Source organism: Enterococcus sp. DIV0806c, from assembly GCF_051710905.1.
Taxonomy (GTDB): domain Bacteria; phylum Bacillota; class Bacilli; order Lactobacillales; family Enterococcaceae; genus Enterococcus_B; species Enterococcus_B mundtii.
Genome location: NZ_JBIOLO010000001.1, coordinates 2730872 through 2756065, shown reverse-complemented (window position 1 = coordinate 2756065; position 25194 = coordinate 2730872). Strand labels below are relative to the sequence as shown.

At 37.4% G+C, this 25194-nt stretch carries 24 protein-coding genes and 1 other annotated feature; of the genes, 18 read left to right on the top strand and 6 right to left on the bottom strand.

Translation table 11 applies throughout. The features are described from left to right. The first annotated feature begins 96 nt into the window (after positions 1 to 96). Both IGK77_RS12810 and IGK77_RS12805 read left to right on the top strand, forming a co-directional pair. Entirely contained in the window at positions 97 to 1821 is a 1725-nt protein-coding gene (locus tag IGK77_RS12810; RefSeq protein ID WP_074799357.1) for an adenine deaminase C-terminal domain-containing protein, read from the top strand. Next, positions 1818 to 3128 carry an amidohydrolase gene (locus IGK77_RS12805; protein ID WP_074799358.1) on the top strand — a complete coding sequence of 437 codons (1311 nt, stop codon included), beginning with the start codon at positions 1818 to 1820 and terminating at the stop codon, positions 3126 to 3128. Before IGK77_RS12810 ends, IGK77_RS12805 begins: the two co-directional genes overlap by 4 nt. A 113-nt stretch (positions 3129 to 3241) precedes the next feature. On the opposite strand, the gene sdaAA is transcribed toward IGK77_RS12805, so the two are convergent. Then, complete coding sequence (sdaAA, locus tag IGK77_RS12800; protein WP_074799359.1) at positions 3242 to 4114, bottom strand: L-serine ammonia-lyase, iron-sulfur-dependent, subunit alpha; 873 nt, start codon at positions 4112 to 4114, stop codon at positions 3242 to 3244. A 15-nt stretch (positions 4115 to 4129) separates the two neighbouring features. Continuing rightward, entirely contained in the window at positions 4130 to 4798 is a 669-nt protein-coding gene (gene sdaAB / locus IGK77_RS12795; RefSeq protein ID WP_010734281.1) for an L-serine ammonia-lyase, iron-sulfur-dependent subunit beta, read from the bottom strand. Between the two features lie 320 nt (positions 4799 to 5118). On the opposite strand from sdaAB, the gene rplK reads away from it, so the two are divergent. The 4 genes from rplK (at position 5119) to rplL (ending at position 7638) form a co-directional block, all read left to right on the top strand. After that, positions 5119 to 5541, top strand: coding sequence for a 50S ribosomal protein L11 (gene rplK, locus IGK77_RS12790; protein WP_010734282.1), 423 nt, complete (start codon positions 5119 to 5121; stop codon positions 5539 to 5541). A 101-nt stretch (positions 5542 to 5642) separates the two neighbouring features. Beyond that, on the top strand, positions 5643 to 6332 hold the full coding sequence (gene rplA, locus IGK77_RS12785; RefSeq protein ID WP_010734283.1) for a 50S ribosomal protein L1: 690 nt from the start codon (positions 5643 to 5645) through the stop codon (positions 6330 to 6332). A gap of 79 nt (positions 6333 to 6411) precedes the next feature. Further along, positions 6412 to 6537, top strand: a sequence feature (ribosomal protein L10 leader region). Between the two features lie 170 nt (positions 6538 to 6707). Further along, positions 6708 to 7211, top strand: a complete 504-nt coding sequence (gene rplJ, locus IGK77_RS12780; protein WP_071866450.1) for a 50S ribosomal protein L10 — start codon at positions 6708 to 6710, stop codon at positions 7209 to 7211. Positions 7212 to 7269: 58 nt separating this feature from the next. Then, positions 7270 to 7638 carry a 50S ribosomal protein L7/L12 gene (gene rplL / locus IGK77_RS12775; RefSeq protein WP_010734285.1) on the top strand — a complete coding sequence of 123 codons (369 nt, stop codon included), beginning with the start codon at positions 7270 to 7272 and terminating at the stop codon, positions 7636 to 7638. Positions 7639 to 7970: 332 nt separating this feature from the next. Here the strand turns inward: rplL and IGK77_RS12770 are convergent, their stop codons facing one another. Further along, positions 7971 to 8228 (bottom strand): hypothetical protein, encoded by a 258-nt coding sequence (locus IGK77_RS12770; RefSeq protein ID WP_010734286.1) that lies wholly within the window; start codon positions 8226 to 8228, stop codon positions 7971 to 7973. A gap of 645 nt (positions 8229 to 8873) precedes the next feature. On the opposite strand from IGK77_RS12770, the gene IGK77_RS12765 reads away from it, so the two are divergent. From IGK77_RS12765 to IGK77_RS12725, 9 genes are all read left to right on the top strand, one after another. After that, positions 8874 to 10382 carry an RNA-binding domain-containing protein gene (locus IGK77_RS12765; RefSeq protein ID WP_256209237.1) on the top strand — a complete coding sequence of 503 codons (1509 nt, stop codon included), beginning with the start codon at positions 8874 to 8876 and terminating at the stop codon, positions 10380 to 10382. Positions 10383 to 10738: 356 nt separating this feature from the next. Further along, positions 10739 to 10933, top strand: a complete 195-nt coding sequence (locus tag IGK77_RS12760; protein ID WP_019722298.1) for a hypothetical protein — start codon at positions 10739 to 10741, stop codon at positions 10931 to 10933. A gap of 123 nt (positions 10934 to 11056) precedes the next feature. Beyond that, on the top strand, positions 11057 to 11407 hold the full coding sequence (locus IGK77_RS12755; protein ID WP_071866449.1) for a hypothetical protein: 351 nt from the start codon (positions 11057 to 11059) through the stop codon (positions 11405 to 11407). Between the two features lie 612 nt (positions 11408 to 12019). Continuing rightward, positions 12020 to 12697: a TVP38/TMEM64 family protein gene (locus tag IGK77_RS12750; RefSeq protein WP_074799361.1), complete on the top strand. Its 678-nt coding sequence runs from the start codon at positions 12020 to 12022 to the stop codon at positions 12695 to 12697. Between the two features lie 80 nt (positions 12698 to 12777). Continuing rightward, positions 12778 to 13971: an MFS transporter gene (locus IGK77_RS12745; RefSeq protein WP_074799362.1), complete on the top strand. Its 1194-nt coding sequence runs from the start codon at positions 12778 to 12780 to the stop codon at positions 13969 to 13971. 186 nt (positions 13972 to 14157) lie between these two features. After that, positions 14158 to 15390, top strand: a complete 1233-nt coding sequence (locus IGK77_RS12740) for a Fic family protein (RefSeq protein ID WP_074799363.1) — start codon at positions 14158 to 14160, stop codon at positions 15388 to 15390. A 192-nt stretch (positions 15391 to 15582) separates the two neighbouring features. Further along, positions 15583 to 16284 (top strand): glucosamine-6-phosphate deaminase, encoded by a 702-nt coding sequence (gene nagB, locus IGK77_RS12735; protein ID WP_023520342.1) that lies wholly within the window; start codon positions 15583 to 15585, stop codon positions 16282 to 16284. A 142-nt stretch (positions 16285 to 16426) separates the two neighbouring features. Continuing rightward, positions 16427 to 17140 carry an MgtC/SapB family protein gene (locus IGK77_RS12730; protein ID WP_010734293.1) on the top strand — a complete coding sequence of 238 codons (714 nt, stop codon included), beginning with the start codon at positions 16427 to 16429 and terminating at the stop codon, positions 17138 to 17140. A 107-nt stretch (positions 17141 to 17247) separates the two neighbouring features. After that, positions 17248 to 18384: an AI-2E family transporter gene (locus IGK77_RS12725; RefSeq protein ID WP_010734294.1), complete on the top strand. Its 1137-nt coding sequence runs from the start codon at positions 17248 to 17250 to the stop codon at positions 18382 to 18384. A 63-nt stretch (positions 18385 to 18447) separates the two neighbouring features. Here the strand turns inward: IGK77_RS12725 and IGK77_RS12720 are convergent, their stop codons facing one another. The 3 genes from IGK77_RS12720 to IGK77_RS12710 all read right to left on the bottom strand — a co-directional run bounded on the left by IGK77_RS12720 (position 18448) and on the right by IGK77_RS12710 (position 22385). Next, a complete protein-coding gene (locus IGK77_RS12720; protein ID WP_074799364.1) occupies positions 18448 to 20235 on the bottom strand; it encodes a glycoside hydrolase family 35 protein in 1788 nt (595 codons plus the stop codon). 12 nt (positions 20236 to 20247) lie between these two features. Then, positions 20248 to 21411, bottom strand: a complete 1164-nt coding sequence (locus IGK77_RS12715) for a glycoside hydrolase family 88 protein (protein WP_019722288.1) — start codon at positions 21409 to 21411, stop codon at positions 20248 to 20250. A 266-nt stretch (positions 21412 to 21677) separates the two neighbouring features. Then, a complete protein-coding gene (locus IGK77_RS12710) occupies positions 21678 to 22385 on the bottom strand; it encodes a GntR family transcriptional regulator (RefSeq protein ID WP_029593931.1) in 708 nt (235 codons plus the stop codon). 217 nt (positions 22386 to 22602) lie between these two features. Between IGK77_RS12710 and IGK77_RS12705 the strand changes: the two genes are divergently transcribed. Genes IGK77_RS12705 through IGK77_RS12695 form a run of 3 tightly spaced genes read left to right on the top strand, consistent with a single transcriptional unit; the run spans position 22603 to position 25134 of the window. Next, positions 22603 to 23526, top strand: coding sequence for a PTS mannose/fructose/sorbose transporter subunit IIAB (locus IGK77_RS12705; protein ID WP_074799365.1), 924 nt, complete (start codon positions 22603 to 22605; stop codon positions 23524 to 23526). Between the two features lie 17 nt (positions 23527 to 23543). Beyond that, positions 23544 to 24341: a PTS mannose/fructose/sorbose/N-acetylgalactosamine transporter subunit IIC gene (locus IGK77_RS12700; RefSeq protein WP_010734299.1), complete on the top strand. Its 798-nt coding sequence runs from the start codon at positions 23544 to 23546 to the stop codon at positions 24339 to 24341. Then, positions 24334 to 25134: a PTS system mannose/fructose/sorbose family transporter subunit IID gene (locus tag IGK77_RS12695; protein WP_029593929.1), complete on the top strand. Its 801-nt coding sequence runs from the start codon at positions 24334 to 24336 to the stop codon at positions 25132 to 25134. The genes IGK77_RS12700 and IGK77_RS12695 overlap by 8 nt, the downstream gene beginning before the upstream one ends. The last annotated feature ends 60 nt before the right edge of the window (positions 25135 to 25194 follow it).

Genomic DNA, 25194 nt, shown 5'->3' with positions numbered 1-25194 from the left:
AACGGAAATCATTGAAAAAATAAACATTGGGGTGGTTGTGTCGGAAACGCACAGCCCCCTATTCGTGTCTAAGGACAATAAAAGTGAGGGAAAAATGTGAAGATTGACTTATTGATTAGAGATGCTCAAGTGTATAACACAGCCAAACAATGTTTTGAGAAGAAACATGTCACAGTCAGCGGTGAAAAATTTTATTACATCACAACAAAGGATCTGAGTCACTTGGAGATCCTTCATGAAATTGATGGCCGAGGGAAATACATGATTCCTGGCTTGATTGACAGCCACATGCACATTGAGAGTTCAATGACTACGCCAAGTATTTTTTCAAAGGCCGTTTTACCATTTGGTGTGACTACAGTGATTGCGGATGCGCATGAGATGGCAAATGTTTTTGGGCTTGAAGGGTTGACTGAATTTATGGCTGCAGAAACGGAATTAGATATTTTCCATGCTATCCCATCGTCCGTTCCTTCCACTACACCTGAACTAGAAACTACCGGTGGCATCATTGGGTTAGCTGAAACAGAAAAGTTGTTAGACAATCCAAAAGTGATTTGTTTAGGCGAAGCCATGAATTTTCACGGCATTGCCCATGAACCAAATTCGCTGATTCGCCAAATTATTGACCTATGTAAAGAAAAACGTCCGACGATGCCGTTAGAAGGACATTGTCCTAAAATTTACGAAGAAGAATTGGCAGCATTTATGTATAGCGGGATTTCTTCTGATCATACGCATCAGTTTCCGGAATCCTTAGCAGAAAAAATTGAGAACGGCATGTTTATCCAATTTCAAAACAAGTCGATCACACCGGAAAATATGGCGGTGATCACAGAAAATGAATATTATGACTATGCTTGTCTCATCACTGATGATGTGATGGCAGATGATTTACTCACTGGTCACTTAAATGAAAATTTGAAAAAGGCAGTAGAGGCGGGGTTACCAGTCGAACAAGCAATCTATATGACGACTTATACGCCTGCACGTAGAATGGGTTTGAATGATCGTGGATTGATTGGACCTGGACGAATGGCTGATTTTATTTTGTTAGATGATTTATCTACATTCGCTATTTCTGCGGTCTTTAAATCGGGCAAAGAAGTCTACAGGCAAGGTGAGGCGATCACTTATCCAGAAAAAATCGAACAATTTCCTGCTTCATACAGTCAAACGGTCCATTGTAAAAAGCTTTCTTTAGATGATCTAAGGTTGCCAGTCAAAACGGATTTGGCAAGTGTTCGTTGTAATGTTATTCGTAAACATGAGGTTGGTACGTTTACAGAACGGATCACGAAGGAAATTCCGGTGAAAGATGGATACCTCGATTGGGAAAATTCAGATTGCGCCTTATTGCTCGTGATGGAACGTTATGGAAAGAATGGCAATGTGGCGTATGCTTTGATGGAAGAACCCATTTCAAAACCAGGAAGTATTGCGACGACTTGGGCGCATGATCATCATAACGTGATGGTGATGGGGAATAACTGCCAAGACATTCTGCTGGCTCAGCAAAAATTGTTGGAATTACAAGGTGGCTATGTGGTAGTTAACGAGGGCAAATTAACAGCAACTTGCCCGCTACCGATTGGCGGGATCGTTTCACAAGCGCCAATTGAAGAGTTAGGCCAAGATTTAAAAACTGTGCGTAGAGAAATGCAAAATCTTGGCTACAAAAATATGAATGAGATCATGTCATTTTCTACGTTGTCATTACCAGTTTCACCTGCAATCAAAATGACAGATAAAGGAATGATGAATACGAAAACACAGGAATTTTATCCGTTGGTTTTTCCAAGTGATGGTGTTTTGTTATGAGTACATTGATAAAAAATGTCCACGTTCTAACGATGGATGATCAACTGACTGAATACAAAAACGGGTATGTACGGATTGAAGAAAATCGCATCATTGAGATAGGAGAATGGCGGAAAGGGATAGCGTCTGCGGAGGAAGTCATCGATGGAGCAGGGGGTATCTTGTTGCCGGGTTTTGTGAATACACATACCCATGCTGGGATGATTCCTTTTCGATCTTTAGGAGACGATGTACCAGATCGATTACGTCGGTTCTTATTTCCATTAGAAGCGTTCATGACCCCAGAGCTAGTGGCAGCTAGTACAGCCTATGCAATCAGTGAGATGTTGCTTAGTGGTGTGACAGGTTTTTGTGACATGTATTATTTTGAAGATCAAGTCGCGCAAGTATGTGATCAGTTTAAGATTCGTGCGATTCTTGGTGAAACGATCATTGATATGCCTGTGTGTGATAATGTAGAGCCTTCTGGTGGTTTGACTTATTGTGAGACATTCTTGCCAAAGTGGAAAGATCATCCATTGATTACGCCTGCGTTGGCTCCTCATGCGCCGAATACCAATACCTATGAAGGGTTGAAGCGGACAGTCGAATTGAGTGAACGATTCGATGTGCCGATCACCTTGCATGTGGCAGAAATGGACTATGAAATGCAGGAATTAGCGAAGCAGTATCAACAAACCCCATTCGAGTTGTTGAAAGACTTAGGTTTTATGAACAGACCGTTGATCATGGCCCATTGTATCCATATGACAGAAGCAGATATTGCTTTAGTCGCTACAGCAGGAGAGCAAGTCGGAATTGCGCACTGTATCGGTGCGAACACAAAATCAGCGAAAGGTGTAGCGCCAGTTAAAGCGATGCTTTCTGCGGGTTTAACTGTCGGTTTAGGTACAGACGGTCCAAGTAGTGGCAACACTTTAGACCTCTTTGCACAAATGAAGCTATTTGCCAATTTTCATAAAACCTTTGAAAAAGATCGTGCGCTTTTCCCAGCGAAGGAAATTGTCCGTTTAGCCACTAGAGGTGGGGCGGAATTGTTAGATTTTAAAGAAACTGGTCAGCTTGTTGTAGGGAACAAGGCAGATTTTATTATCGTTGAGACGCAGTCTGTGAATATGTTTCCGATTTTTGATCCTTATTCTGCCTTAGTCTATTCAGCGAATGCTTCCAATGTGGCTCATGTGTGGGTGGATGGCAGACAGCTCGTACGTGATCATCAGTTAGTCCATCATGACTTAAAACAAATCAAAGCGGATCTCTATGAACAAATGGGGCAATTTGTGTTTGAAGCAAAGCGAAGGATGTAAGAAACAAACCGAATAACCATGGCAGCAAATTTGCTGCCATGGTTATTCGGCATATCTTTGGCGATAACGAATTTTTGTGCATTGTCTGATTCAGCTTTTGATATAAGAAGTAACTATGTTTGTTTTTCTAAGATTTCTTTCGTTAATCGTTTCGCGGTAGGTGTCACTGCAAGTCCGCCTTCTGCGGTTTCTTTGAAAATCGAAGGCATTTGTCTACCCACTTGGTACATGGCAGCGACTACTTCATCAGGTGGGATCACGCTTTCGATGCCAGCTAAAGCCATATCAGCTGAGATGAATGCTTGTGACGAACCTAAAGCATTTCTTTTAACGCAAGGAACTTCGACGAGACCAGCTACAGGATCGCAGATCAAACCCATCATATTTTTAAGCGTGATTGCCACAGCTTGGGCGGCTTGGTGAGGTGTGCCGTTTTTCGCACAAACCAAGGCAGCGGAAGCCATCGCACTCGCCGATCCGATTTCTGCTTGACAACCACCTTCAGCCCCGCTGATCGATGCGTTGTTTGCAATGACCAAGCCAAAAGCGCCAGCTGTAAATAAGAAGTCGAGTTGTTGTTCATGGGTTAATTGCAAACGATCACGTACGGCCATCAAGACACCAGGGACAACTCCTGCGCTGCCCGCAGTAGGCGTTGCGCAGATCAATCCCATTTTGGCATTGACTTCGTTCACAGCAATCGCATTACGAACCGCGGTCAAGATTGTTTCGCCACTAAGGAAATCAGCGTGAGAAAGATAGTTGTCCATCTTTTTGGCATCGCCGCCAGTAATTCCTGTGACAGAAGTTACGCCGGCATTTCCTTCTGCGATAGATTGTTCCATCACGAGTAGATTCTTTTCCATGATCTTGATGATCTGCTCACGAGAACGACCGCTCATCTCCATCTCAACTGCGATCATCAATTCGGCAACGCTAGGGTAGTCTTGTGCTTGTTGGACTAATTCTTCAATTGATAAAAACATACCTCGTCTGCTCCTTTACTCGAAATAATTGACACTGTCAATATTTGGTAACTGTTTTAGTTTTTTTACGGTATCTTCTACTTGAGGATCGTCCACTTCCATGATCATAATGGCATTTTCGCCTTTTGACTCACGAGTAACTGTCATTGTACCGATATTGGTGTTGGTTTCTGAAAGAATATTGGTGACTTTAGCAATCATGCCAGGAACGTCTTGGTGGACGATGATCAAGGTCGGTGTTCCCATGCTTAATGAAATCTTGAAGCCGTTCAATTCAGAAATCTGGATGTTGCCCCCACCAATTGAGATACCTGTAACCGAAAGCTTTCGACTGCCTTTTTTCAACAACATTTTGACGGAATTAGGATGATCGGCTTTTTCACTTTTAGGTACGAATAATACTTCCATACCTGCTTCATGAGCCAACCTTAACGAATCTGCTAAACGAGAATCATCAGGTTCCATGCCTAATAATCCACCAACTAAGGCAATATCAGTACCATGTCCACGATAGGTTTTGGCAAAAGACTCATATAGGTAGATGTCAACAGAATCTGGTTGATCGCCAAAAATACTACGGACGATCTTTCCGATTCTTGCTGCTCCAGCGGTATGCGAACTGCTCGGTCCAATCATGACAGGACCAATAATATCAAATACACTTCTGTATTTTAGATCTTTCATTATTTCACCTCATTAGAATAGAAGAACTTATTTATTATATATATTATGTATTAGGTTCATACAGGCGTAAGTTTAGCATAAATAAGCGATTTATAAAGAGATTTCTTCACGTTTTAACCAGATATTTAGCTTTTTTTTGGATAAAGGTGAAAATAATCAGAAAAAATTGTTGAAAAAAAAGAATAATTTGCTATACTGTATCAGTGTGCATTCGTTATGTACATGATATGTCAATTGATTTTAAGATCAACTGACAATACGTGGGAGGAGAAATATGCATCTCCAATTAACCACATCACGGACTTAAGGAGGTATGTCTCGTGGCAAAGAAAGTAGAAAAAATCGTTAAATTGCAAATTCCTGCAGGTAAAGCAACTCCAGCTCCCCCAGTAGGTCCTGCACTAGGTCAAGCGGGTATCAATATCATGGGATTCACAAAAGAATTCAATGCTCGTACAGCTGATCAAGCAGGTTTGATCATTCCAGTTGTGATTTCTGTATACGAAGACCGTTCATTCACATTCGTTACAAAAACACCACCAGCTGCAGTATTATTGAAAAAAGCAGCTAAAATCGAAAAAGGTTCAGGCGAACCAAACAAAAATAAAGTTGCTAAAGTTTCTAGCGATCAAGTAAAAGAAATCGCTGAATTAAAAATGGAAGACCTAAACGCAGCTAACGTTGAAGCAGCAATGCGCATGGTTGAAGGAACTGCACGAAGCATGGGGATCACTGTAGAATAATCTGCACCCTAAGAAAGTAGCTTCTCAGTTGGCCCTGTATTGAAAGGTATAGGACACGTGGGAGGTACAACCGTTATAACCACAATCAAGGAGGAACCAAAATGGCTAAAAAGAGCAAAAAAATGCAAGAAGCATTGAAAAAAGTGGATTCAAGTAAAGTTTATTCTGTCGCTGAAGCAGTAGCATTAGCGAAAGAAACAAACATTGCAAAATTTGATGCAACAGTTGAAGTTGCATACCGTCTAAACGTAGACCCTAAAAAAGCAGACCAACAAATTCGTGGAGCTGTTGTATTACCAAACGGAACTGGTAAAACACAAACTGTTTTAGTATTTGCTAAAGGAGACAAAGCAAAAGAAGCTGAAGCAGCTGGTGCAGACTTCGTTGGTGACGACGACATGGTTCAAAAAATCCAAAACGGATGGTTTGACTTTGACGTAGTTGTTGCAACACCTGACATGATGGCTACTGTTGGTCGTCTAGGACGTGTATTAGGACCTAAAGGCTTAATGCCAAACCCTAAAACTGGTACTGTAACAATGGACGTAACAAAAGCAATCAACGAAGTAAAAGCTGGTAAAGTAACTTACCGCGTTGACAAAGCTGGAAACATCCACGTACCAATCGGTAAAGTTTCTTTCGACAACGAAAAATTAGTTGAAAACTTTGCTGCGATCCATGATGTATTAGTGAAAGCTAAACCATCTGCAGCTAAAGGTCAATACATGAAAAACATTACTGTAACAACAACATTTGGACCTGGTATCCATGTAGACCAAGCTTCTTTCTAATCCAACGATTAGGACGTTGATTGATCCAACTGAAAAATAATTCTTGACTCAACTAGTTTAGCGTGCTAAGCTAGTTGAGGTTAATAATTAACTTGTACCGAAGACAGTAGGTGGCTTAGCCTTAATTTCCTACCGAGGACGTTTATTGAATATATTCAATAGTCCCTCTATGTCTACGGTGGCATAGAGTTTTTTGTTGTGAATCACTAAGAACGAAGTGATTAGATGATGAACAATACTCGTTGAGTTGAGCGAAAGGAGTTTCCTTTCGAGCGCAAGCGAGTAGAATCACTAAGAACGCAGTGATTAGATGAGGCACAAACGATTCAGTCGTAAAAAACTCTTCCATCAAAATTCAGGAGGTGAAACTCAAAAATGAGTGAAGCAATTATCGCAAAAAAAGCAGCAATCGTTGACGAAGTAAGTGCAAAATTTACAGAAGCAGCTTCTGTAGTCGTAGTTGACTACCGTGGATTAACTGTTGATGAAGTAACACGCTTACGTAAACAACTTCGTGAAGCTAACGTTGAAATGAAAGTTATCAAAAACTCAATCCTTTCACGTGCAGCTAAAAAAGCCGGCCTAGACGGCATGGACGAAGTTTTCACTGGCCCTACAGCCGTTGCATTCAGTAACGAAGACGTAGTAGCACCAGCGAAAATCATGGACGAATTTGCTAAAGATGCAAAAGCATTAGAAATCAAAGGCGGTATCATCGAAGGTAAAGTATCTACATTGGAAGAAATCACAGCATTGGCAAAATTGCCAAACCGCGAAGGACTTCTATCTATGTTGCTATCTGTACTACAAGCGCCAGTCCGCAACGTGGCTTACGCTGTCAAAGCAGTCGCAGACAAAGAAGATGGAGATGCAGCTTAATCGCCGCATAGCATAAACAATAAATAAAAAAAGAACATTTAAAATGGAGGAAACAAAAATGGCATTGAACATTGAAAACATCGTTGCTGAGTTAAAAGAAGCAACTATCCTAGAACTTAACGACCTAGTTAAAGCTATTGAAGAAGAATTTGGCGTATCTGCTGCTGCTCCTGTAGCTGCAGTTGCTGCTGGTGGCGGTGCTGCTGCTGAAGAACAAACTGAATTCACTGTAGAATTAACTGCAGCTGGAGACCAAAAAGTTAAAGTTATCAAAGCAGTTCGTGAAGCAACTGGCTTAGGCTTGAAAGAAGCTAAAGCTGTAGTTGATGGCGCTCCTGCACCAGTTAAAGAAGGCGTTTCTAAAGAAGAAGCTGAAGAATTAAAAGCTAAACTTGAAGAAGTTGGCGCTTCTGTAACAGTTAAATAATTTTATTGATTTTTGATCGGCTAAAAACCTTATTGATTAAGGTTTTTAGCCTTTTTTTGTTTCTTGAAATGCGCTGTGTTTCTAGTATAACTCGTGGCAACATAAGTAAAAACGTAAAAACCATTTGATCATGAGTAGTAGCAGGAAAGAAAGATGTTCATCAAGTCTATTGCTAAAACTTATTCGTGATTAGATATAGTTGGCGATAGATGATAGTAGCTAAAAGGAATTTGGGTACGTGTATAATCTTCTTGTAACTCAACTATTATCCAGAAGCGTTCTGGTAGTGTTTTTGTATAAAAAAACGACTCAAAATGAGTCGTTTTAACAGATTATTGTAATAGATCATTAATTTCTTTAAATTCTTTATCAAGTTCTTTTTCATCATATTTTTCGTATTTATCAGCTTCATGAAGAATTTTTTTGATTTCATGAATCGCCTTACGTTCAACTAACCATTTTTTTAGGTTGTGTTTTTTTTCTGGATTTTCAGATAACGTATCAAGTTCATTTAATTCTTTATCCAGTTTATTGACTGTAGCAACAATTTTGTCTAAAGCTTTTTCTTCTTTGTGTTCTAAATCTGACATTTATCTTCACGTCCTTTTTATTTGATAATTTAAGTATAGGACGTTGCCATAAATTCTTCCAAATAAAACCCTTATATATGCTTATTTGCATAATAGAGAAGAACATAATAAAAGTATATCATACTATATGTGAACAGCTTGTATGAACTAATGCTTATTGACGAAGTTAAAAATCATTCAACAAAATATTTTTGTCATCATATACAAAATAATCAATTTCATAACCGTCCATACACGTACTTTTATTATGATAACAAGTTTGTTGCCGCGATTTCTCATTTACATACTCAAAAATAAATTAGTGGTAACAACCTGTACCTTTAGCTCAGTTAGATAGAGTATTTAGCTCATAATAGAAGGTGTGTAGGTTCGAGTTCTAGAGTATACAAAAAAACCTCTCATTAGAGTTATTCTCTATCTAATGATGGGCATAATATTCAGATTAAAATATATTAAACCTAAATTATATCTCGAATTTTTATATTGTCAATTCTTTTGAAATACTTTTGATTTATCTAGACTATTGAGCATAATTATATTGGAAAGGTTGAAATAGCAACATTTTTTAAAGAAGAATACTTTTGAAATACTTTTGAAATGCTTTTGAATTAAGATCAGGGGGTGTAAAAAATTAAGTTTATTGAATTGAAAGATGAAATCTTCACAGAACCAAAAGAAAATTTCCAACTTGAGTTTAAAAAGTCTCAAACTAAACTATCGAATGATGTATGGTCAACTTATAGTGCGTTTGCAAATACTAATGGCGGAATTATAATTTTAGGTATAGAAGAGCTAGTATCTAAAAAAGAATACCAAGTAGTTGGAGTCGACAACCCAGAAAAAGTTATTACGGAATTTTGGAATTGTATCCATGATAAACAAAAAGTTAGTGTTAATTTACTTACTAATGAAGATGTTCAAACATTCAAAGTATCAGGTAAATCTATTATAGAAATAAATGTACCCAAAGCACCGTATGAAAGAAGACCAGTTTATATAAACAACAACAAAAGTAAAACATATATTAGAACAGACGATGGTGATCGTATTGCAGATGATGCACAATTTAAATATCTAATCGTAGACTCGCAGAATGATATTGATAGTGAGCTGTTGCAAAACTATGACATAGACGATTTAAATCTTGAAACAGTGAACGAATATAAAAATCTACTTTATAAAAATACGAATAATTATAAATATTTAGAGCTTAGTCATGAAGAATTATTAAAGAATATTGGAGTATTAAAAAAAGATAGACAAGCTTCTAAGTCGCCATATAGACTAACAATAGGCGGATTATTATTTTTTGGCAAATATAATTCTATAACTGATAGATTTAAAAAATTTCAATTAGATTATTTTAAAAAACAAAGCTTTTTAGATACTGACTGGCGAGATAGGGTATCAAGTGGAGATATGAATTATCCTGAGATGAACTTGTTTTCGTTCTACAATTTAGTTATTCAAAAATTAGAACTTAGTGTGCCTGATTCCTATAGACAAGAAGAAAATATGACGAGAGGGTCCTATAGAACAGACTTATTACTTGCATTAAAAGAAGCATTAGTAAATACATTAATGCATGCTTATTATGACTCTGATAAAGTAATTAAAATAATCAATTGTGATGATTACGTAAGTTTCTACAACCCGGGAGAAATGAAAGTTTCTAAAGAGGAATTTATAAATGGAAGTTTTTCTGTAACAAGAAATTCGATTATCTCAACGTTATTTAGAAGAGTAGGAATTGCTGAAAAAGGAGGATCAGGAGGACCTAGAATTTTTGAGGTAGCTACAAAGAACAGCTTGCGTACTCCAGAAGTTGATACCAATTTTGATTCTACTGAAGTCAGGATATGGAAAATAAATATGTTAGAAAGTTTAAGTGGTCTGAACGAAGTAGAAACTAGCATAATTAAATATGCCATGGAAAAACCTGCTTTTAAAATTAAAGATATAGTAAATTCTACAAGCTATAAAGATCACACTGTTAGAAAAAATGTAAATAACTTAGTTGAAAAGGAGATGCTACAAAAGATAGGTAATGGTAAAGCCACCATGTTTGTTTTAAGCTCTTCTGAGGAAACTGGGGTGATGACGTTTAAAAGATTACTGAAAGAAATAGAAGTTGGTTTTATGAAGAGTAGATAAAAGTAAAATCTCCCTCAATGACACTTGTGAGATATTTTCCGTTTTTCAATTAATGTTCTGAATAATTTTTTATACTAAAATCACCGCGCAAACCAACTCCCAACTAAATGCCATTCCCATCCACCTTCGGGTGGTATTTTTTATAGCAGATATAATTAAAACGAATAAAAAGCCTTGTTTTTATAGACTATAATTATGTTGTGGTGCATGATCTTCTATCCAACTTTTAGGACAAAAGGCTTGTCGTTGCAACCTTCAATTAATCTCGCCAGATCTTCTGTGTTTTCTGCCATTTTTTTCTCAGCTACTTGAAAGAGTAGCCTTTACATAAATAATTTAACAAAGAAGGTATAGTTATGTATTATGTAGAAGTCCAAACGCGAGGAGTAAAAAATAAACAGTATGTTAAAACGGTACGCCATAATTATCCATTATTAGGATCATGGGAAGAGGCTGAACCATTTTCAAAAGAATGTGCATTGCAAATAAAGTCAATATTAGAACAAGAACTAACTTGTGGAAAAGCAAATGTCACTATCATAGAAAAGTGAAAATGATTGAAACTTTAACCAGGCAAAGCAATAGAAGGACAACACGTGCTTAATTTCATAAAGCTTATCAGTGAGAAAGTGTGGATAGATAGACTTTAAAAATATATGTAAGAAGGGATAGGCATGACATATGAAGTTAAAGTCAGTAAAGAAATTCTGAATATATTTTCTGAGAATCAATCAAAAAGGTATCAAGAAATAATCTTATATAAAGTGAATGAGTATTTGACACACAACTTTTATCGAATCAAACTTGTTGATACACCTGTAAAACCATCGATTTATGAAATGAAAATCCGTTTAGGAAAAGAAAATTTTCGAATTGCTTTTATAATAGAGGATAAGGAGGTACAAGTTTTTTATATTAGTCGAACGTTAAAAAAAGAATTATTTGATAAAGAAGTAAACAGATTTGTTCATCGATTCAATAAAAAACACAGAATTACTAAGTCTATGAAGAAAGTAGAGGCATAGTAAAATGAACATGATTTGTAAAAAGCAATTAAAGCAATTTTTGAAAAGAAAATTTAAATCGAAGGATTGTTTTAAGTTAAAAATTCTTACGTTTAAAAAAGATCGCTATTTACTTATCAGTTATGATCAAGAACGATATACAATAGTTGAAGATGGATTCGAAAAGAGTAAGTATCAGTTCGACTCTTCAGATGAAGCAATAAAAGCAGTGATGAAAATGGCAAATATTGAATTTAAACGTAGCTATAGACTTTATATACAATAAATCCTCTGATAGTAAAGTCTGGTGAATCGAAAAAATCCTCTTACGATGTAGAAACAAATAGGAAATATTAATGAAAAATTAGAAAGCCAGATATTAAAGCAACCAAGGTAAACTAAAAGCAGTGAATTATTGCAAAGTAAAAGTAATTAAATCTTTTCTATTCATTATTATGCACCGAAGCCTTTGATATGAGTGATTTCGGTATTTTTTGAGCGAATTGTTTTGCTTTCAGCATGTTTAGAATAATGGTGATAGAAAGTCTGGTATTTTAAGTATCACGTTTGTTCTGTTTCCTCATCTAATGATACACTAACAGTGAGTAAGTCTGAGGAGGAGAAGAAGTCGCTATGAAAAAGCAATATATACGTAATACATTGATTGGTTTAGGATTACTGCTGATTTTGTTTGTTGGCTATCAACTTTATTTAGAGTATCGACCAGATATCCACTTATTACTAGATCCACAGGCAAGTCGCAAAGAATGGATGCGAGAAATTCGTTCACACGGAGTATCTGCTGCGTTTATTTTGACATTGTTGATCAGTTTGATGTGTGCGGTGCCAGGTATTCCTACTTCTGTGATCGGTGTGGTCGTCGGCCTAAGTTATGGTCCATTTCTAGGAACAGTTATCAATGTAACAGGCAATGCACTTGGAAATATCTTATCGATCGTTTTGATGCAACATTTAACCTTTATGGATCATAGTAAAAAAGAGAATCGTTGGGTCAAAGCAATACGTCGGATGAAGCATCCAAAAATAGGAGTCATGATCGGCTATATGGTACCGGTGATTCCGTCTTCTGTCGTTAACTTTGCCGCAACCTCCTTAAATCTTTCGGTTCGTGAGTTATTATTATCGATCCTTATCGGCGTAGTGCCATCTTCCCTTTTATATGCGTGTGGCGGAGAAGCATTGTTTCATGGGGAACATATAAAAGCACTTGTTTTGGTCGCTAGTGTGTTAGTTTTAACAGTATTGGTGGTCATTATCTATCGAGATCGAAGAAAACATTTAGTTAAATAACTTTATTTATTTTATTTGAGCCTCCCTGTTTTCAATTATTCTAAGAAGTTGTAAACTAAGAAAGGAAATGGGGGAATCCGATGGAAATGAATAAGCAAACACCGCTTTCGAAATCATTGATTTTATTATTAGCGATCACCTGTGGGGTAGTCGTCGCAAATATGTATTATATCCAACCAATTGGCACAAAAGTAGCGGCAAATTTATCAGTCAATACGAGTGCTGTGGGTTTGTTGACGATGCTGACTCAGTTAGGCTATGCATTAGGATTATTATTTTTAGTTCCATTAGGGGATGTTGTCGATCGACCTAAATTGATCATTCGCATGGCGGGATTATCTGCACTATCCTTATTAGTAGCCTTTTTCGCACCAAACTTTGCTTTATTTGCAGTTGCTTCTTTCTTGATTGGTCTACTATCGATCGTTCCGCAAATCATTATTCCTTACGGCGCCGTACTTGCAGGACCAGCAGCGCGAGGAAAAACCATGGGGATCTTATTGAGTGGTTTACTAATGGGAATCTTGCTCTCTCGAACTGTTTCAGGACTTCTTGCTAGTTGGTTTTCTTGGCGTAGTGTTTACCTATTTGCCCTTTGCCTAGTTGGAGCGCTCACTGTGCTACTCTATTTAAAATTACCGAGAACACAAGGAACGTTGGAAAAAGAGTCAACAGTCTCTTATCTTGCCTCACTAAAAAGTTTACCGAAACTCGTCAAAGAGCAACGATTGTTGCGTGAAGCTGCAATCAATGGCTTTTTTATGTTTGGAACGTTTTCGCTTTTTTGGTCAACGCTGATCTTTTATATCAGTAGTCCAGCTTATGGATGGGGAACTTTTGAAGCAGGGATCTTGGCAATCTTTGGTTTGTCGGGAGCAGTAGCTGCGCCAATCGTGGGTCGCTTGGCGGATAGTTATTCAGAAAGAAGAATCGTTGGCATGGGCTTAGTGATGCAGACAATCAGTTTCCTAGCCTTATTCATTGCTGGTGACTATGTTGCTGTCCTATTAGTTGCAATCATTTTATTAGATGTTGGGAACCAGTTCGGGCAAGTAGCGAATCAAAGCAGAGTACAAGGGCTTGGCGAAGCAACAAGTAATCGCAACAACACGATTTTTATGTTTATGTACTTTATCGGTGGAGCAACAGGATCTTTATTAGGCTCAATGATGTGGCAGCATTATGGTTGGGTAGGTGTGACTGTTACGGGACTGATTTTCCAATTGTGCGCGTTTTTCTTTCAAGCAATTATTTATCCTGATAAAAGAAAATAAGATAGAATAAATTAATTAACTATATAAATTTCGTATACCAACTAAAGGAGAGGATAGGTTCTTTTTAGTTGGTATATTTTGTTATAGCATAATTATGGATTTAGATGTTGGTTATCAAGAAAAAATTGCATTATATTTTAATAAATGGTATTTTTATTAAAATAGAGTGAAGGAGAAGTGGTGAAAATGAGCTATAAACCATTAAAAATTACTTTTTATGAAAATAGAAACGAATTTGAGGAAGAGTATAACTCTAGATTTAACTTTTTTTCTACTTTTAAGACGGGACTTAAAATTCATCCTTTTGATCGAGAGCAACGTATCACAACAGAAAGTTATGAACTATTTTACATACCATTATTAGAACATGAAAACTTAAAAGAAAGAATTCAAAAAAATTCATCAGAAATTGAAAGATACATTAGTATGCTTCCGCCGATTATCCAGAGAAACATCTTTAATTCGCAAATCATTGATGAAATAAAATCAACAAATGATATTGAAGGTGTACAAAGTACAAGAAAAGAAATCGGAACAGCAATAAAGAAAAGAAATAGTGATGAAATAGTTAGATTTAAAGGAATAGTAAATATGTACATGAACTTGGGTGAGTCTGAGTTTGAGGAGATTCACGATATTGTGAAAATACGAAATATATATGATGAATTATTTCGTAAAGATATTCCAGAAGAGGATCAACCAGATGGACAGCTATTCAGAAAGGAAGTAGTCTATATAGGTTCTGAGAACAAACGAGTTCAGCAAGGTAATCCTAACGAGGAAACAATCATAAGAGATTTAAATAATCTCGTTTTATTTATGAACAGAAAAGATATTCCTTTTTTATTAAAATGCGTGATTACCCATTACTATTTTGAATATATCCATCCTTTTTACGATGGAAATGGTCGGATGGGGAGATTTTTAATTTCAAATTATCTTTCTAGAAAATTAGATTTTTTAACTGGGATCACAATTTCAAATGCAATCACACATGACAAAAAAGCTTATGGAAAGTTATTCGAAGAAGTTTCAAATCCGAGAAATAAAGCGGATTTGACTCTGTTTGTACAAAATATGTATCAATTGATTATTGATGGACAAACTAAGGTGATTGAAGAGCTACAGATAGCAAAAGCCAAACTAGATAATGCAATTAATAATCTTAAAAAATTGGATCTGAAAGACAAAGATATGGTTGAAGTATTATTTGTATTGATTCAAGGTCATTTATATAATGAGGTAAATGAATATATTACGGACATTGAATTGAGAAAACACCTTAATATATCTTATCCTAAATTAAAACAAATCAATCAATATTTGATCGCTAAAAAGCTCATTGTACAGATTAAAAAGAAACCCTCAATCCATATCCTTTCAACAGAATTTCAAGAGAGGCTAGAGTCATTTTCATAAGAACAAAATTTTGTGACATGTTTTATTTACCTATTATTTATTTTCAAATTTGTAGGTGATCGTTTTGGTAAACGGAATAATGATAGTTAAACCTTAATAAATGATTTTTTTATATTTGGTCTATACAGATATTGTCATTTTGAAATAAAGGTGCTATAATTGGGCTATACCAAAACAAAAGGAGTAATCGTTATGGAAATCATTCGTGTGAAAAATGCTGAAGAAGGCGGAAAAAAAGCTTTTGAGATAATTAAAAATGGAATGGAAAATGGTGCGAAAGTTCTAGGTTTAGCAACAGGGAGTACGCCAATCACTTTATATAAAGAAATGACTTCAAGCGACATGGATTTCAGTAACATGACTTCTGTTAACTTGGATGAGTATGTTGGACTAGGTGGCTCAGATGATCAAAGCTACCGCCATTTTATGAATGTTGAATTATTCGACAAGAAACCATTTAAAGAAACATTCGTACCTGATGGAAAAGCAGCTGATTTAGATCAAGCTTGTCAATCCTACGACCAAATCATTGAAGAACATCCAATCGATATCCAAATTTTAGGGATCGGTCAAAACGGTCACATCGGTTTTAATGAGCCTGGTGCTCCATTTGATGGAAAAACAAGTGTTGTCGATTTAACTGAATCAACAATCAATGCCAATAAACGTTTCTTTGATAAAGTGGAAGACGTCCCAACGAAAGCAGTTTCTATGGGAATCGGCTCAATTCTAAACGGCAAAAAAATCGTCTTGATGGCTTATGGCGAAAGTAAAGCAGAAGCAATCAAAGGAATGATCAACGGACCTGTTACCACAGATATGCCAGCAAGTGCTTTGCAAAATCATGATGATGTGATAGTCATTGTTGATGAAGCAGCAGCAAGCAAATTATAATAGAAAAGATTTCAGTCACTGGAGATCATCTGGTTTTTATCAGATGATCTGGCACAGTGGCTTTTTTTTAGGTCATAAAAAATAGTTATATTTTGTTTGTTTTTTTTAGTCGTGCTATATTTGATAAGAGGGGGGGATATTCATGGAGGATATGGTTTTATCCATACCAGAAATTATTATACGATTGAGTATCGCATTGCTTTTTGGCGGAGCAATTGGTTTTGAGCGACAATATAAAAACCGTCCAGCAGGGATGCGTACACATATTTTGGTTTGTATGGGGGCTTGTATTATTGCCTTGATCCAAGTGGAAATTGCTAGTGGTGCGTTGAGAAATGCATTAGAGTATCCTGAATTAGTTGGGACCCTCCGTTCAGATGAAGCTCGCTTGATTGCACAAGTTGTCAGTGGCGTTGGCTTTTTAGGAGCAGGTACGATCATTGTTACGAAACAATCAGTGACTGGGTTAACGACCGCAGCATCACTTTGGGCAATCGCAGGATTGGGTATTGCAATCGGAATGGGTTTTTATGCCATTGCACTCACTAGTTTCGTCGGTATTGTGTTTGCATTGACTGTAGTGAAGCGCATCATCCATGTACCAACAACAAAAAAATTAGTGATCCAATTTATTCATCGAAAAGAAACCAAGGATTTCTTGAATGATTATTTTGAAAAAAGAAACATTACGATCGAGGATGTCAATTTTGATGTAAAATTTGTGGATGATTACCGTATTTATAAAAACGTGTATACGATCGATTTACCAAAAGGATTGACGTATGCAGAAGTGATCGAAGAATTATCCACGTATAAAAATATTACTAACTTACATCTGGTTAGTTTGTCTACCTGAGTAAACACTTTTTTTAAATAACAAGAAATAAAAGAAAAAATAGCGCTTTACCGATGAATAAATGATAAAATAAGAGTATCTGTAAGCATGAAATTTGGAGGATATCTATGTATTCAAGGTTCAAAGAGTCAAAATTGTTATTTTGGACAGTGGAATTAGTCTTAACGATTATTGGCGTTTTCTTTATTTTACGTATGCCAAATGTGTTTCACCCGATTTTGAGAATGGCATCTGCAATCATTATGCCACTGATCATTGCTGGATTTTTCTATTACATGTTTAATCCAGTTGTCTTATTTTTAGAAAAACATCGAGTACCACGCGTGTTGGGCTATCTATTGACATTGATTGTCTTATTAGTGATCGTCTTTTTGACCATCATGAACATCTTGCCTCAATTGGTTGATCAAGCAGTGCAATTAACTAGAAGTATTCCTGCGTATGCAGACGAAACAAGTCGTTGGTTGACTGAGATCATGCAAAGAGAAGAATTTCGTTCATTGAATCTAGAAGAACAGTTTGCGTCTGCCAATTTGTCATTGAGCAACTTGTTCAATATCTTGTTGGTTAGTCTGACAGGGAGCGTTTCAAGAATTCTTTCTTTTATGATGCAATTCTTTATTTTATTGTTTACTGTCCCATTCATCTTATTATTTATGTTCAAAGATGGACATAAATTTATCGATGCGTTATCGCCTTTCTTTCCTCAAGCAATCCGAGGAGAATTACGCCAAACGGTCAGAGAGTTGAATGAAACGTTATCTGCTTATATCAGTAGCACGATTGTGGATGCAGTGATCATTGGCGTGATGAGTTTTATTGCAATGACGATTTTCAAGCAGCCATATAGTTTGTTGCTGGCAGTCGTTTGCGGAGTGACGAATATCATACCGTACGTTGGCCCTTTTATTGGTGCAGTACCAGCGATTATTGTCGGACTGTTTATTTCGCCATTTCAAGCACTCTACATGGCGTTATCCATTCTTGTTATCCAACAATTGGATGGCAATGTGATCAAGCCATTACTCTTCGGAAAAACAATGAACATTCATCCACTAACGATCATTTTAGTATTGATCGGTGCAGGAAGTGTTGCTGGGATCATGGGAATGTTAATCTGTATCCCTGTGTATGCGGTGATCAAAACATTAGTATTGAATATTCGTAAGATTTATTTATTGCGGAAGTTTGAACAAGTTCCAGCAGAAGAACAACCCAAGAAAATTGAATTAGAACATGAATAACTGTCAACGAAAAGAGACGAGGGTCATCAGATGATGACCCTCGTCTTTGTTTAGTTATCATTATCAAACACTTTGCTCAACTTTCGGTTCTGCGAGAAAATCTAAAGAGTGGATCTCGACGCCTTCTGTTTCGAAGATCACCACTTCATTTTTCCCTTTTTTAAGGAAATCTTTTGGACAATAAAGTGAATAGATGGGGCCACGATTCCAATAACGCCCTAAGTTGATCCCATTGACAAAAACAACACCTTTGCCATATGCGGAACAATCAATATACGTATCTACAGGTTCTGTTACATCAAATGATACCTGGTAAAACGAAGGGTGAGCTGGATTTTTGCCAGCTTGATAGTCGATCAGCTGAAGTTGCTCGGCTGATAGTGGCAAAGGATAATGTAGATAGCCTTGATGGAAATGGATATCTTGCATGATTCCGCCACGAATCCCTTTTGTTTGGGTCGGGTTATTCAATTTTGAGCCATAATTGACTCTTCCATGATTTTCTACTAATACATCTAATTGGATTTCTTCGCTTTCTGTCTTTCCTTGGATCATGAACTCTTCACCGATCGTTGTTTGGTCTTGCGTCAATTGATAGGTTTCGTCCACATAAACGGAAACTCGATCACTTGCTTCGATGATCCGAACTTTGTTTTCATGGTAATAGTTTTTCAGCACTAAGGAATATAAGACATAGCCATATCCATTGCTGACTTGTTCCATCGTCATAGGATATGCGGTAGGTACCGCTTTTGCTAGTGTTTCTTTTGTATTTAGTAAAGAAACGCTAGTATCAATTGGGTAACTCCCAAGAGAGTCTAATTGTTTTGTATGTGGTTCTGCTTGCCATACGTCGGGGCAAACTTCTTTGATTGCTTGTTGGACAGCATAATATTTTTCTGTAGGTTCACCAGCTTCAGTGAGCAACGCATCGTAGTCATAGCTTGTCAATTGCGGTAAGTCGGTATTTCCACGAGCAGAACAGCCATTATAAAAACCAAAATTGGTGCCTCCATGGAACATGTACAGATTCAAAGAACCAACTTCTAACATATCTTTGACTTCATTCGCTAGGTCTTGAGCATCTCGTTTGATGATCGGCTCGCCCCAGCGATTGAACCAACCATCCCAATATTCCATACACATCAAGGGCCATTTTTTCCCATGCTTCTCAAAAAAGGCTTGCAAGACCGCACTATTCTCTTTAGAATGACTACCAAAATTACCAGTGACGAATACATCATCTTCAATCAGCGTTCCAGCATCCAATACTTCATTCCAAGCACCATCAGAAGTAAATAGAGGAACAGTGATTCCGGCATTCTCTAGTAGTTGCTTCGTTTCACGTAGATACGCTTTTTCCATTCCATAAGAACCATATTCATTCTCGATTTGGATCATGATAACAGGGCCACCGTTTGAAATCTGCAAAGGTAGGATCTTAGGCAGTAAGGCATCATAGTATTTTTTGACTTTTGTCATAAATCGTTCATCCGTCGAACGCAAACGAATACCTGGTTCTTTTAATAACCAAGCGGGTAGACCGCCAAACTCCCATTCTGCACAAATGTATACAGAAGGACGTAGGATCACCATTAGTCCGAGTTGTTGAGCAAGTGCAACAAAAGCAGTGAAATCATTCATTCCTTCGAAGTTGAATTCGCCTTCTTTGGGTTCATGGATATTCCAAGGAATATAGGTTTCGACAGTATTTGCGCCCAATGCTTTCAAGTTATATAAGCTATCTTCCCATTGTGATTGAGGAAGACGAAAATAGTGAATGGCGCCACTGATCAATTTGATCGGTTGCCCATCTAAAAGAAAGTCTTCTTTTATTTCAAAAGTTTGCATGTTGGTTTCTCCTTACCAATATTTTTTCCACGAGGGTTTTGCTAAACGCATCAGAGCTTCTAGGTAGAAATAATCGCCCCAAAGATTAGGTTCATCGATTCCTTTACCTTCTGCATGGGCATATACGCCATGTAGTAGTAGACCTTCATTATCAGGTTCGGACAAGGATGTGTAATGTTCGCCTAATTGGTAGAGCATTCCTTTCGCTAATTCTTCAGACTGAGGATACGCTTCCATTTTTGCGGCTTCTAATAATCCACAGGCGGTGATCGCTAAGGCGGAACTATCTTTGTCAGAAGGATATTCATCTGTGAAATCAAAATCCCAATAAGGAACAAGGTCTTCTGGTAAATGTGTCAAAAAGACATCAACGATTGCTTCATAATTTTTAGGTAAAGACGAAGATCTTAAATAACTTTCATTTAAAGGAATCCCAAGAACAGCCCAACTTTGTCCACGTGCCCAAATCGACGCATCGCTATTTCCCTGATGTGTGGCACCGTGAGTTGGTGTGCCGGTTGAAGGATCAAAATAATACGTATGGAAAGTTGTTGCGTTTTCTCTAACAACGGTACGTAACACTGTTTCGTAATGTTTCTTTGCTACTTCTCGATAATGATCATTACCTGAAATCTCAGAAGCTTGGAACAATAAAGGTAAGTTGATCAATGAATCGATGATCAAGCGATACTCTTTTGGATCGCCATACGCGCCCCAGGCTTGGATAAATTGTCCTTTTTCTTGAAAACGTGCAAGTAAGACATCTGCGGCTTGAAGCAATTCTTCTTTGCATAATAAGCTGTCGGTCAAACGATAGCCTGCACCAGCAGATAAACTATATAAGAAACCAATATCATGATGATCTAATACGTGATGTGTGGTTAAACGCTCTTTGAAACTATGGATATTTTCCATGGCGCGTACGAGAAATTTCTCTTTGCCAGTCCATTCATAAGCCAACCATAACATGCCAGTCCAAAAGCCATTCGTCCAGTCATCATTAGGTTTGATCCGATAGATCCCATTTGTTGCGCAAGCCGACGGAAAATCTAGACCGTAGCGTGTCATATTATGTTCGATTTTTTGGCAACACCAATCAATTTGTTTCGCTAGCCAGGCGCTATCGACAGACTTGCTTATGGAAATAAGGGAATCTTTTGTTTGTTGTAATCCCATCATACCACTCCTCTTAATTTGTTAACATATTAACTTTAAACTAGTATAACCTAAATAATCAGAAAAAGCGAATGGCAAAATAAAAAAACAGAAAAATCGGAAAATAAATAACCTTATTTATTTTTTAAGTAGGTAACTCTGATCATGGATAGATATATATAGTTAAGAAGGAATCCACAAAACGTTCAAAGAACGGTCTGATGGATTCCTTCTGGTTTTGCTTATTTAATTCAATGGATGCGAAATTACGGCTATTACCGTTATACTTATTCTGCTTCTACTTCGATTTTTGTTTTGAAATATTTCCAGTGTTTGTAACTGATGATATATTCGGCTACGCTACGGTCAGCTAGGAAAGAATGCTTGACTTGTTTGACGACTGGTTCGCGAAAGCTTAACTTTAACAAGTTCAATAATTCTGGATCATCGGGAAAGACGATTTCATTCGTCTCAACAGATGAAAGAGAGAAGAGGTCGATCCCAAAATCTTTTCTCACTCTCTCGTAGATACTGGAGTATTGAGATAAGTCTTTACTAATAGGTTCCTTGACCAAACGTTTTGGCAGATGAGTGATATGCACAAGGAAAGGGATATCCTCAAAATACCGCACTCGTTTGATGCGATAATAAGAACCATTTTTCGGTAGTCCAAGTTCTTCTAAAATGTCAGGTTCTTGCGCTTCTTCTATCGAAACGACCTTGACCTTTTCTTTATCTAATGAATGTAATTCGATATCAGAGAATTTGACTGATTGAGAGACTTTTGATTTAGAAACAAAGGTCCCTTTTCCTTGGACGCGATAGAGATAGCCAGCGGTTGTAAGTTCATTCAATGCTTTAACGGCTGTGATCGAGCTGACAGAATATTTTTTCTTGATATCTGCTTCTGAGTAAAACTTATCTCCAGGAACAAATAAATGATTTTTGATTTCAGCTAATAATTCTTGCTTAATTTGTTCATATTTGGGAATCACCACATGAGACCTCCTTTTTTTGCGGTATTCAATTAATCTTACCATAACATGTTAACTTGTTTGTGGCAATGGATTAATTTTGGATCTAAATTTTTCAAGAAAAAAATATAATATGTTAAGATGTTAGGTTTACGTTTGAGTTGATATGTGATATAGTGTACGTAATCAATAGCTAACATGTTAAGTAGCTTAGATGTTTATTTAAGGGGGAAGAGAGATGAGAAATATCTTATTGGTCAGTCATGGTAGCATGGCCGATGGAGTCAAAGCCAGTTTAGAGATGATTGTTGGCGTGCAAGAACATGTTCATACACTTTCTTTAAGACCAGATGGCGATAATTTGCAATTTGAACATGAATTAACTGAGAAAATGAAAGCCCTTAACGGTTCGACCTTGATTATTGCAGATCTGCTAGGTGGGACACCATGCAACACAGCGCTAAAAAATTACTTAGAAGATGAAGAAGTTACAATTATTGCGGGGATGTCTTTACCTTTAGTCATGGAAGCGACCCTTAATCCACAAGCAACAATCGAGGCATTGATCGATTTGGCACGCGGGGGTATCGTAGATGTCAAAAACAAGATGATCGCAACGGAAGCGGAAGAAACGCAAGTGGCAGAGGAAGATCTAGCACAATATAAGGAATTTAAAGGCAAAGCGAATATTGTCAATGTACGGATTGATGAACGCTTGATTCATGGGCAAGTGGCAGGAATTTGGTCCACAAGTTTGAATACACAACGGATCATCGTGATCAATGATGAGGCGGCAATGGATTCTTTACAAAAATCTTCATTAAGAATGGCAGCGCCTACATCTATGCGGCTATCCGTTTTAACTGTTGCTGCGGCGGCAAAAAATGTTCAATCTGGCAAATATGGCAAGCAACGTATTTTTTTACTTTTTAAAAATCCAACAGATGTCTTGCGGTATTTAGAAGCGGGCGGTGAGCTGGCTGCAATCAATGTAGGAAACATGAGTCACAAAGAAGGTGCGAGAGAAATCACGAAAAGTATCAAGGTCATGAAAGAAGAAGAAGCAGTATTTGAAGCAATCGCAGCCAAAGACATAAAAGTGACCGCTCAACTGGTACCAAATGATCCAGTCATCGATTTTATGGAAAAACTAAGAAAGTGATTTAGGAGGAAATAATCATGCAACATTTAGCCATGTATCAAATTATTCTTATTACAGTTTATGCTTTTATTGCAATCAATGATTCACTTATTTCAAATACGTTGACACAACCAGCCATTGCGGGAATGATCTCCGGGATGATCATGGGAGATTTAGAAACTGGCTTGATGGTAGGGGGAACCCTTCAATTGATGCGTTTAGGGATTGCGGCTTTTGGGGGCGCATCTGTACCCGACTTCTTTACTGGCGCTGTATTAGGAACGGCGTTTGCTGTCATTTCTGGTAAAGGCGCGGAATATGGGATCGGTCTAGCTGTACCAGTATCCTTACTGATGCTACAGCTTGATGTCGTTGCTCGCTTCTGTAATGTCTTTTTGCTACACCGTGTAGATCGTGCGATTGAAGATATGCGTATCAACAGTATCCCACGGTTAGTATTATCTGGTTCATTCCTATGGGGGCTTTCTCGAGCAATCCCGATCTTATTGATGTTACTAGTCGGAGATGCGGCAGTCTCAACAATCACAGAAAATACACCTGAATGGTTGATGAATGGATTACGTACAGCAGGTGGCGTACTACCAGTTGTCGGTGTGGCCATCCTTTTACATTATTTACCAGCAAAACAGTATATTCCTTACTTACTTTTAGGTTTCTTCTTATCAGCATATCTACAAGTACCAATGCTTGGGATTTCAATCGTTGGTGTTATTGCTGCATTGTTAGTATTCAAACGAGATAACGAAAAAGAAGCAACTGCTCAAACAGTGACAACCACTGGAACACTTGAAGGAGGTTTTGATGGCGATGAGTAATCAAAAGTTAACGAAAAAAGAATTGAATGTCATCAGTTGGCGCTATATCCTTGGTAGCCAATTGAATTGGAACTATGAGCGTATGATGAGTACCGGTTATCTCTATGGTATTTTACCTGTACTGAAAAAATTCTATGGGGAAGACAAATCACAATTACAAGATATGATGAATACCCACAATCAATTTTTCAATACGAATGCGATTTTTGGGAACTTGATCATGGGGATCGATGTGGCAATTGAAGAAGAAGATGGTTACAAAGCAAAAGATACGATCGTCGCGTTGAAAACAGCGTTGATGGGTTCATTGGCAGGGGTAGGCGATTCATTATTCCATGTCATCTGGGGAACGATTTTTGGTTCAATCGCGGGTACATTAGCACAAAGCGGATCAGTCGTTGGCTGTGTGATCTGGATCATTGCCAATATCGCTTTACTTTTTGGACGAGCAGCATTATTACCACTTGGCTATAAGCAAGGAGTTAAATTAGTTACGACTCTGAAAAATAAACTAACAGCATTCACCAACGCAGCAACTGTTTTAGGGATCACAGTTATTGGTGCCTTGATTCCGTCAGTTATCAAAGCAACGGTTCCTTTCGTTTACAAACAAAATGGGGTGGAGTTAGTTGTTCAAGATACATTAGATGCGATCTTACCTTCATTAGTACCGGTTTTATTAGTCTTATTGACTTACTGGATGTTAGGTCAGAAGAAATTGAATTCAACTCGCGTGATCTGGATCATTTTGATTCTTTCGATTGCATTAAGTGCTGCCGGGATCTTAGCTTAAATGATTCATAAAAAATGAATGAAGTGATCGCAAGGTCGTGATCCGATCTGCAAGAAAGAA

Coding starts and splice junctions, on each gene's coding strand:
- IGK77_RS12805 (WP_074799358.1), top strand. CDS start 1,818: ATGAGTACATTGATAAAAAATGTCCACGTTCTAACGATGGATGATCAA.
- sdaAA (WP_074799359.1), bottom strand. CDS start 4,114: ATGTTTTTATCAATTGAAGAATTAGTCCAACAAGCACAAGACTACCCT.
- sdaAB (WP_010734281.1), bottom strand. CDS start 4,798: ATGAAAGATCTAAAATACAGAAGTGTATTTGATATTATTGGTCCTGTC.
- rplA (WP_010734283.1), top strand. CDS start 5,643: ATGGCTAAAAAGAGCAAAAAAATGCAAGAAGCATTGAAAAAAGTGGAT.
- rplJ (WP_071866450.1), top strand. CDS start 6,708: ATGAGTGAAGCAATTATCGCAAAAAAAGCAGCAATCGTTGACGAAGTA.
- rplL (WP_010734285.1), top strand. CDS start 7,270: ATGGCATTGAACATTGAAAACATCGTTGCTGAGTTAAAAGAAGCAACT.
- IGK77_RS12770 (WP_010734286.1), bottom strand. CDS start 8,228: ATGTCAGATTTAGAACACAAAGAAGAAAAAGCTTTAGACAAAATTGTT.
- IGK77_RS12760 (WP_019722298.1), top strand. CDS start 10,739: ATGTATTATGTAGAAGTCCAAACGCGAGGAGTAAAAAATAAACAGTAT.
- IGK77_RS12755 (WP_071866449.1), top strand. CDS start 11,057: ATGACATATGAAGTTAAAGTCAGTAAAGAAATTCTGAATATATTTTCT.
- IGK77_RS12750 (WP_074799361.1), top strand. CDS start 12,020: ATGAAAAAGCAATATATACGTAATACATTGATTGGTTTAGGATTACTG.
- IGK77_RS12745 (WP_074799362.1), top strand. CDS start 12,778: ATGGAAATGAATAAGCAAACACCGCTTTCGAAATCATTGATTTTATTA.
- IGK77_RS12740 (WP_074799363.1), top strand. CDS start 14,158: ATGAGCTATAAACCATTAAAAATTACTTTTTATGAAAATAGAAACGAA.
- nagB (WP_023520342.1), top strand. CDS start 15,583: ATGGAAATCATTCGTGTGAAAAATGCTGAAGAAGGCGGAAAAAAAGCT.
- IGK77_RS12730 (WP_010734293.1), top strand. CDS start 16,427: ATGGAGGATATGGTTTTATCCATACCAGAAATTATTATACGATTGAGT.
- IGK77_RS12725 (WP_010734294.1), top strand. CDS start 17,248: ATGTATTCAAGGTTCAAAGAGTCAAAATTGTTATTTTGGACAGTGGAA.
- IGK77_RS12720 (WP_074799364.1), bottom strand. CDS start 20,235: ATGCAAACTTTTGAAATAAAAGAAGACTTTCTTTTAGATGGGCAACCG.
- IGK77_RS12715 (WP_019722288.1), bottom strand. CDS start 21,411: ATGGGATTACAACAAACAAAAGATTCCCTTATTTCCATAAGCAAGTCT.
- IGK77_RS12705 (WP_074799365.1), top strand. CDS start 22,603: ATGAGAAATATCTTATTGGTCAGTCATGGTAGCATGGCCGATGGAGTC.
- IGK77_RS12700 (WP_010734299.1), top strand. CDS start 23,544: ATGCAACATTTAGCCATGTATCAAATTATTCTTATTACAGTTTATGCT.
- IGK77_RS12695 (WP_029593929.1), top strand. CDS start 24,334: ATGAGTAATCAAAAGTTAACGAAAAAAGAATTGAATGTCATCAGTTGG.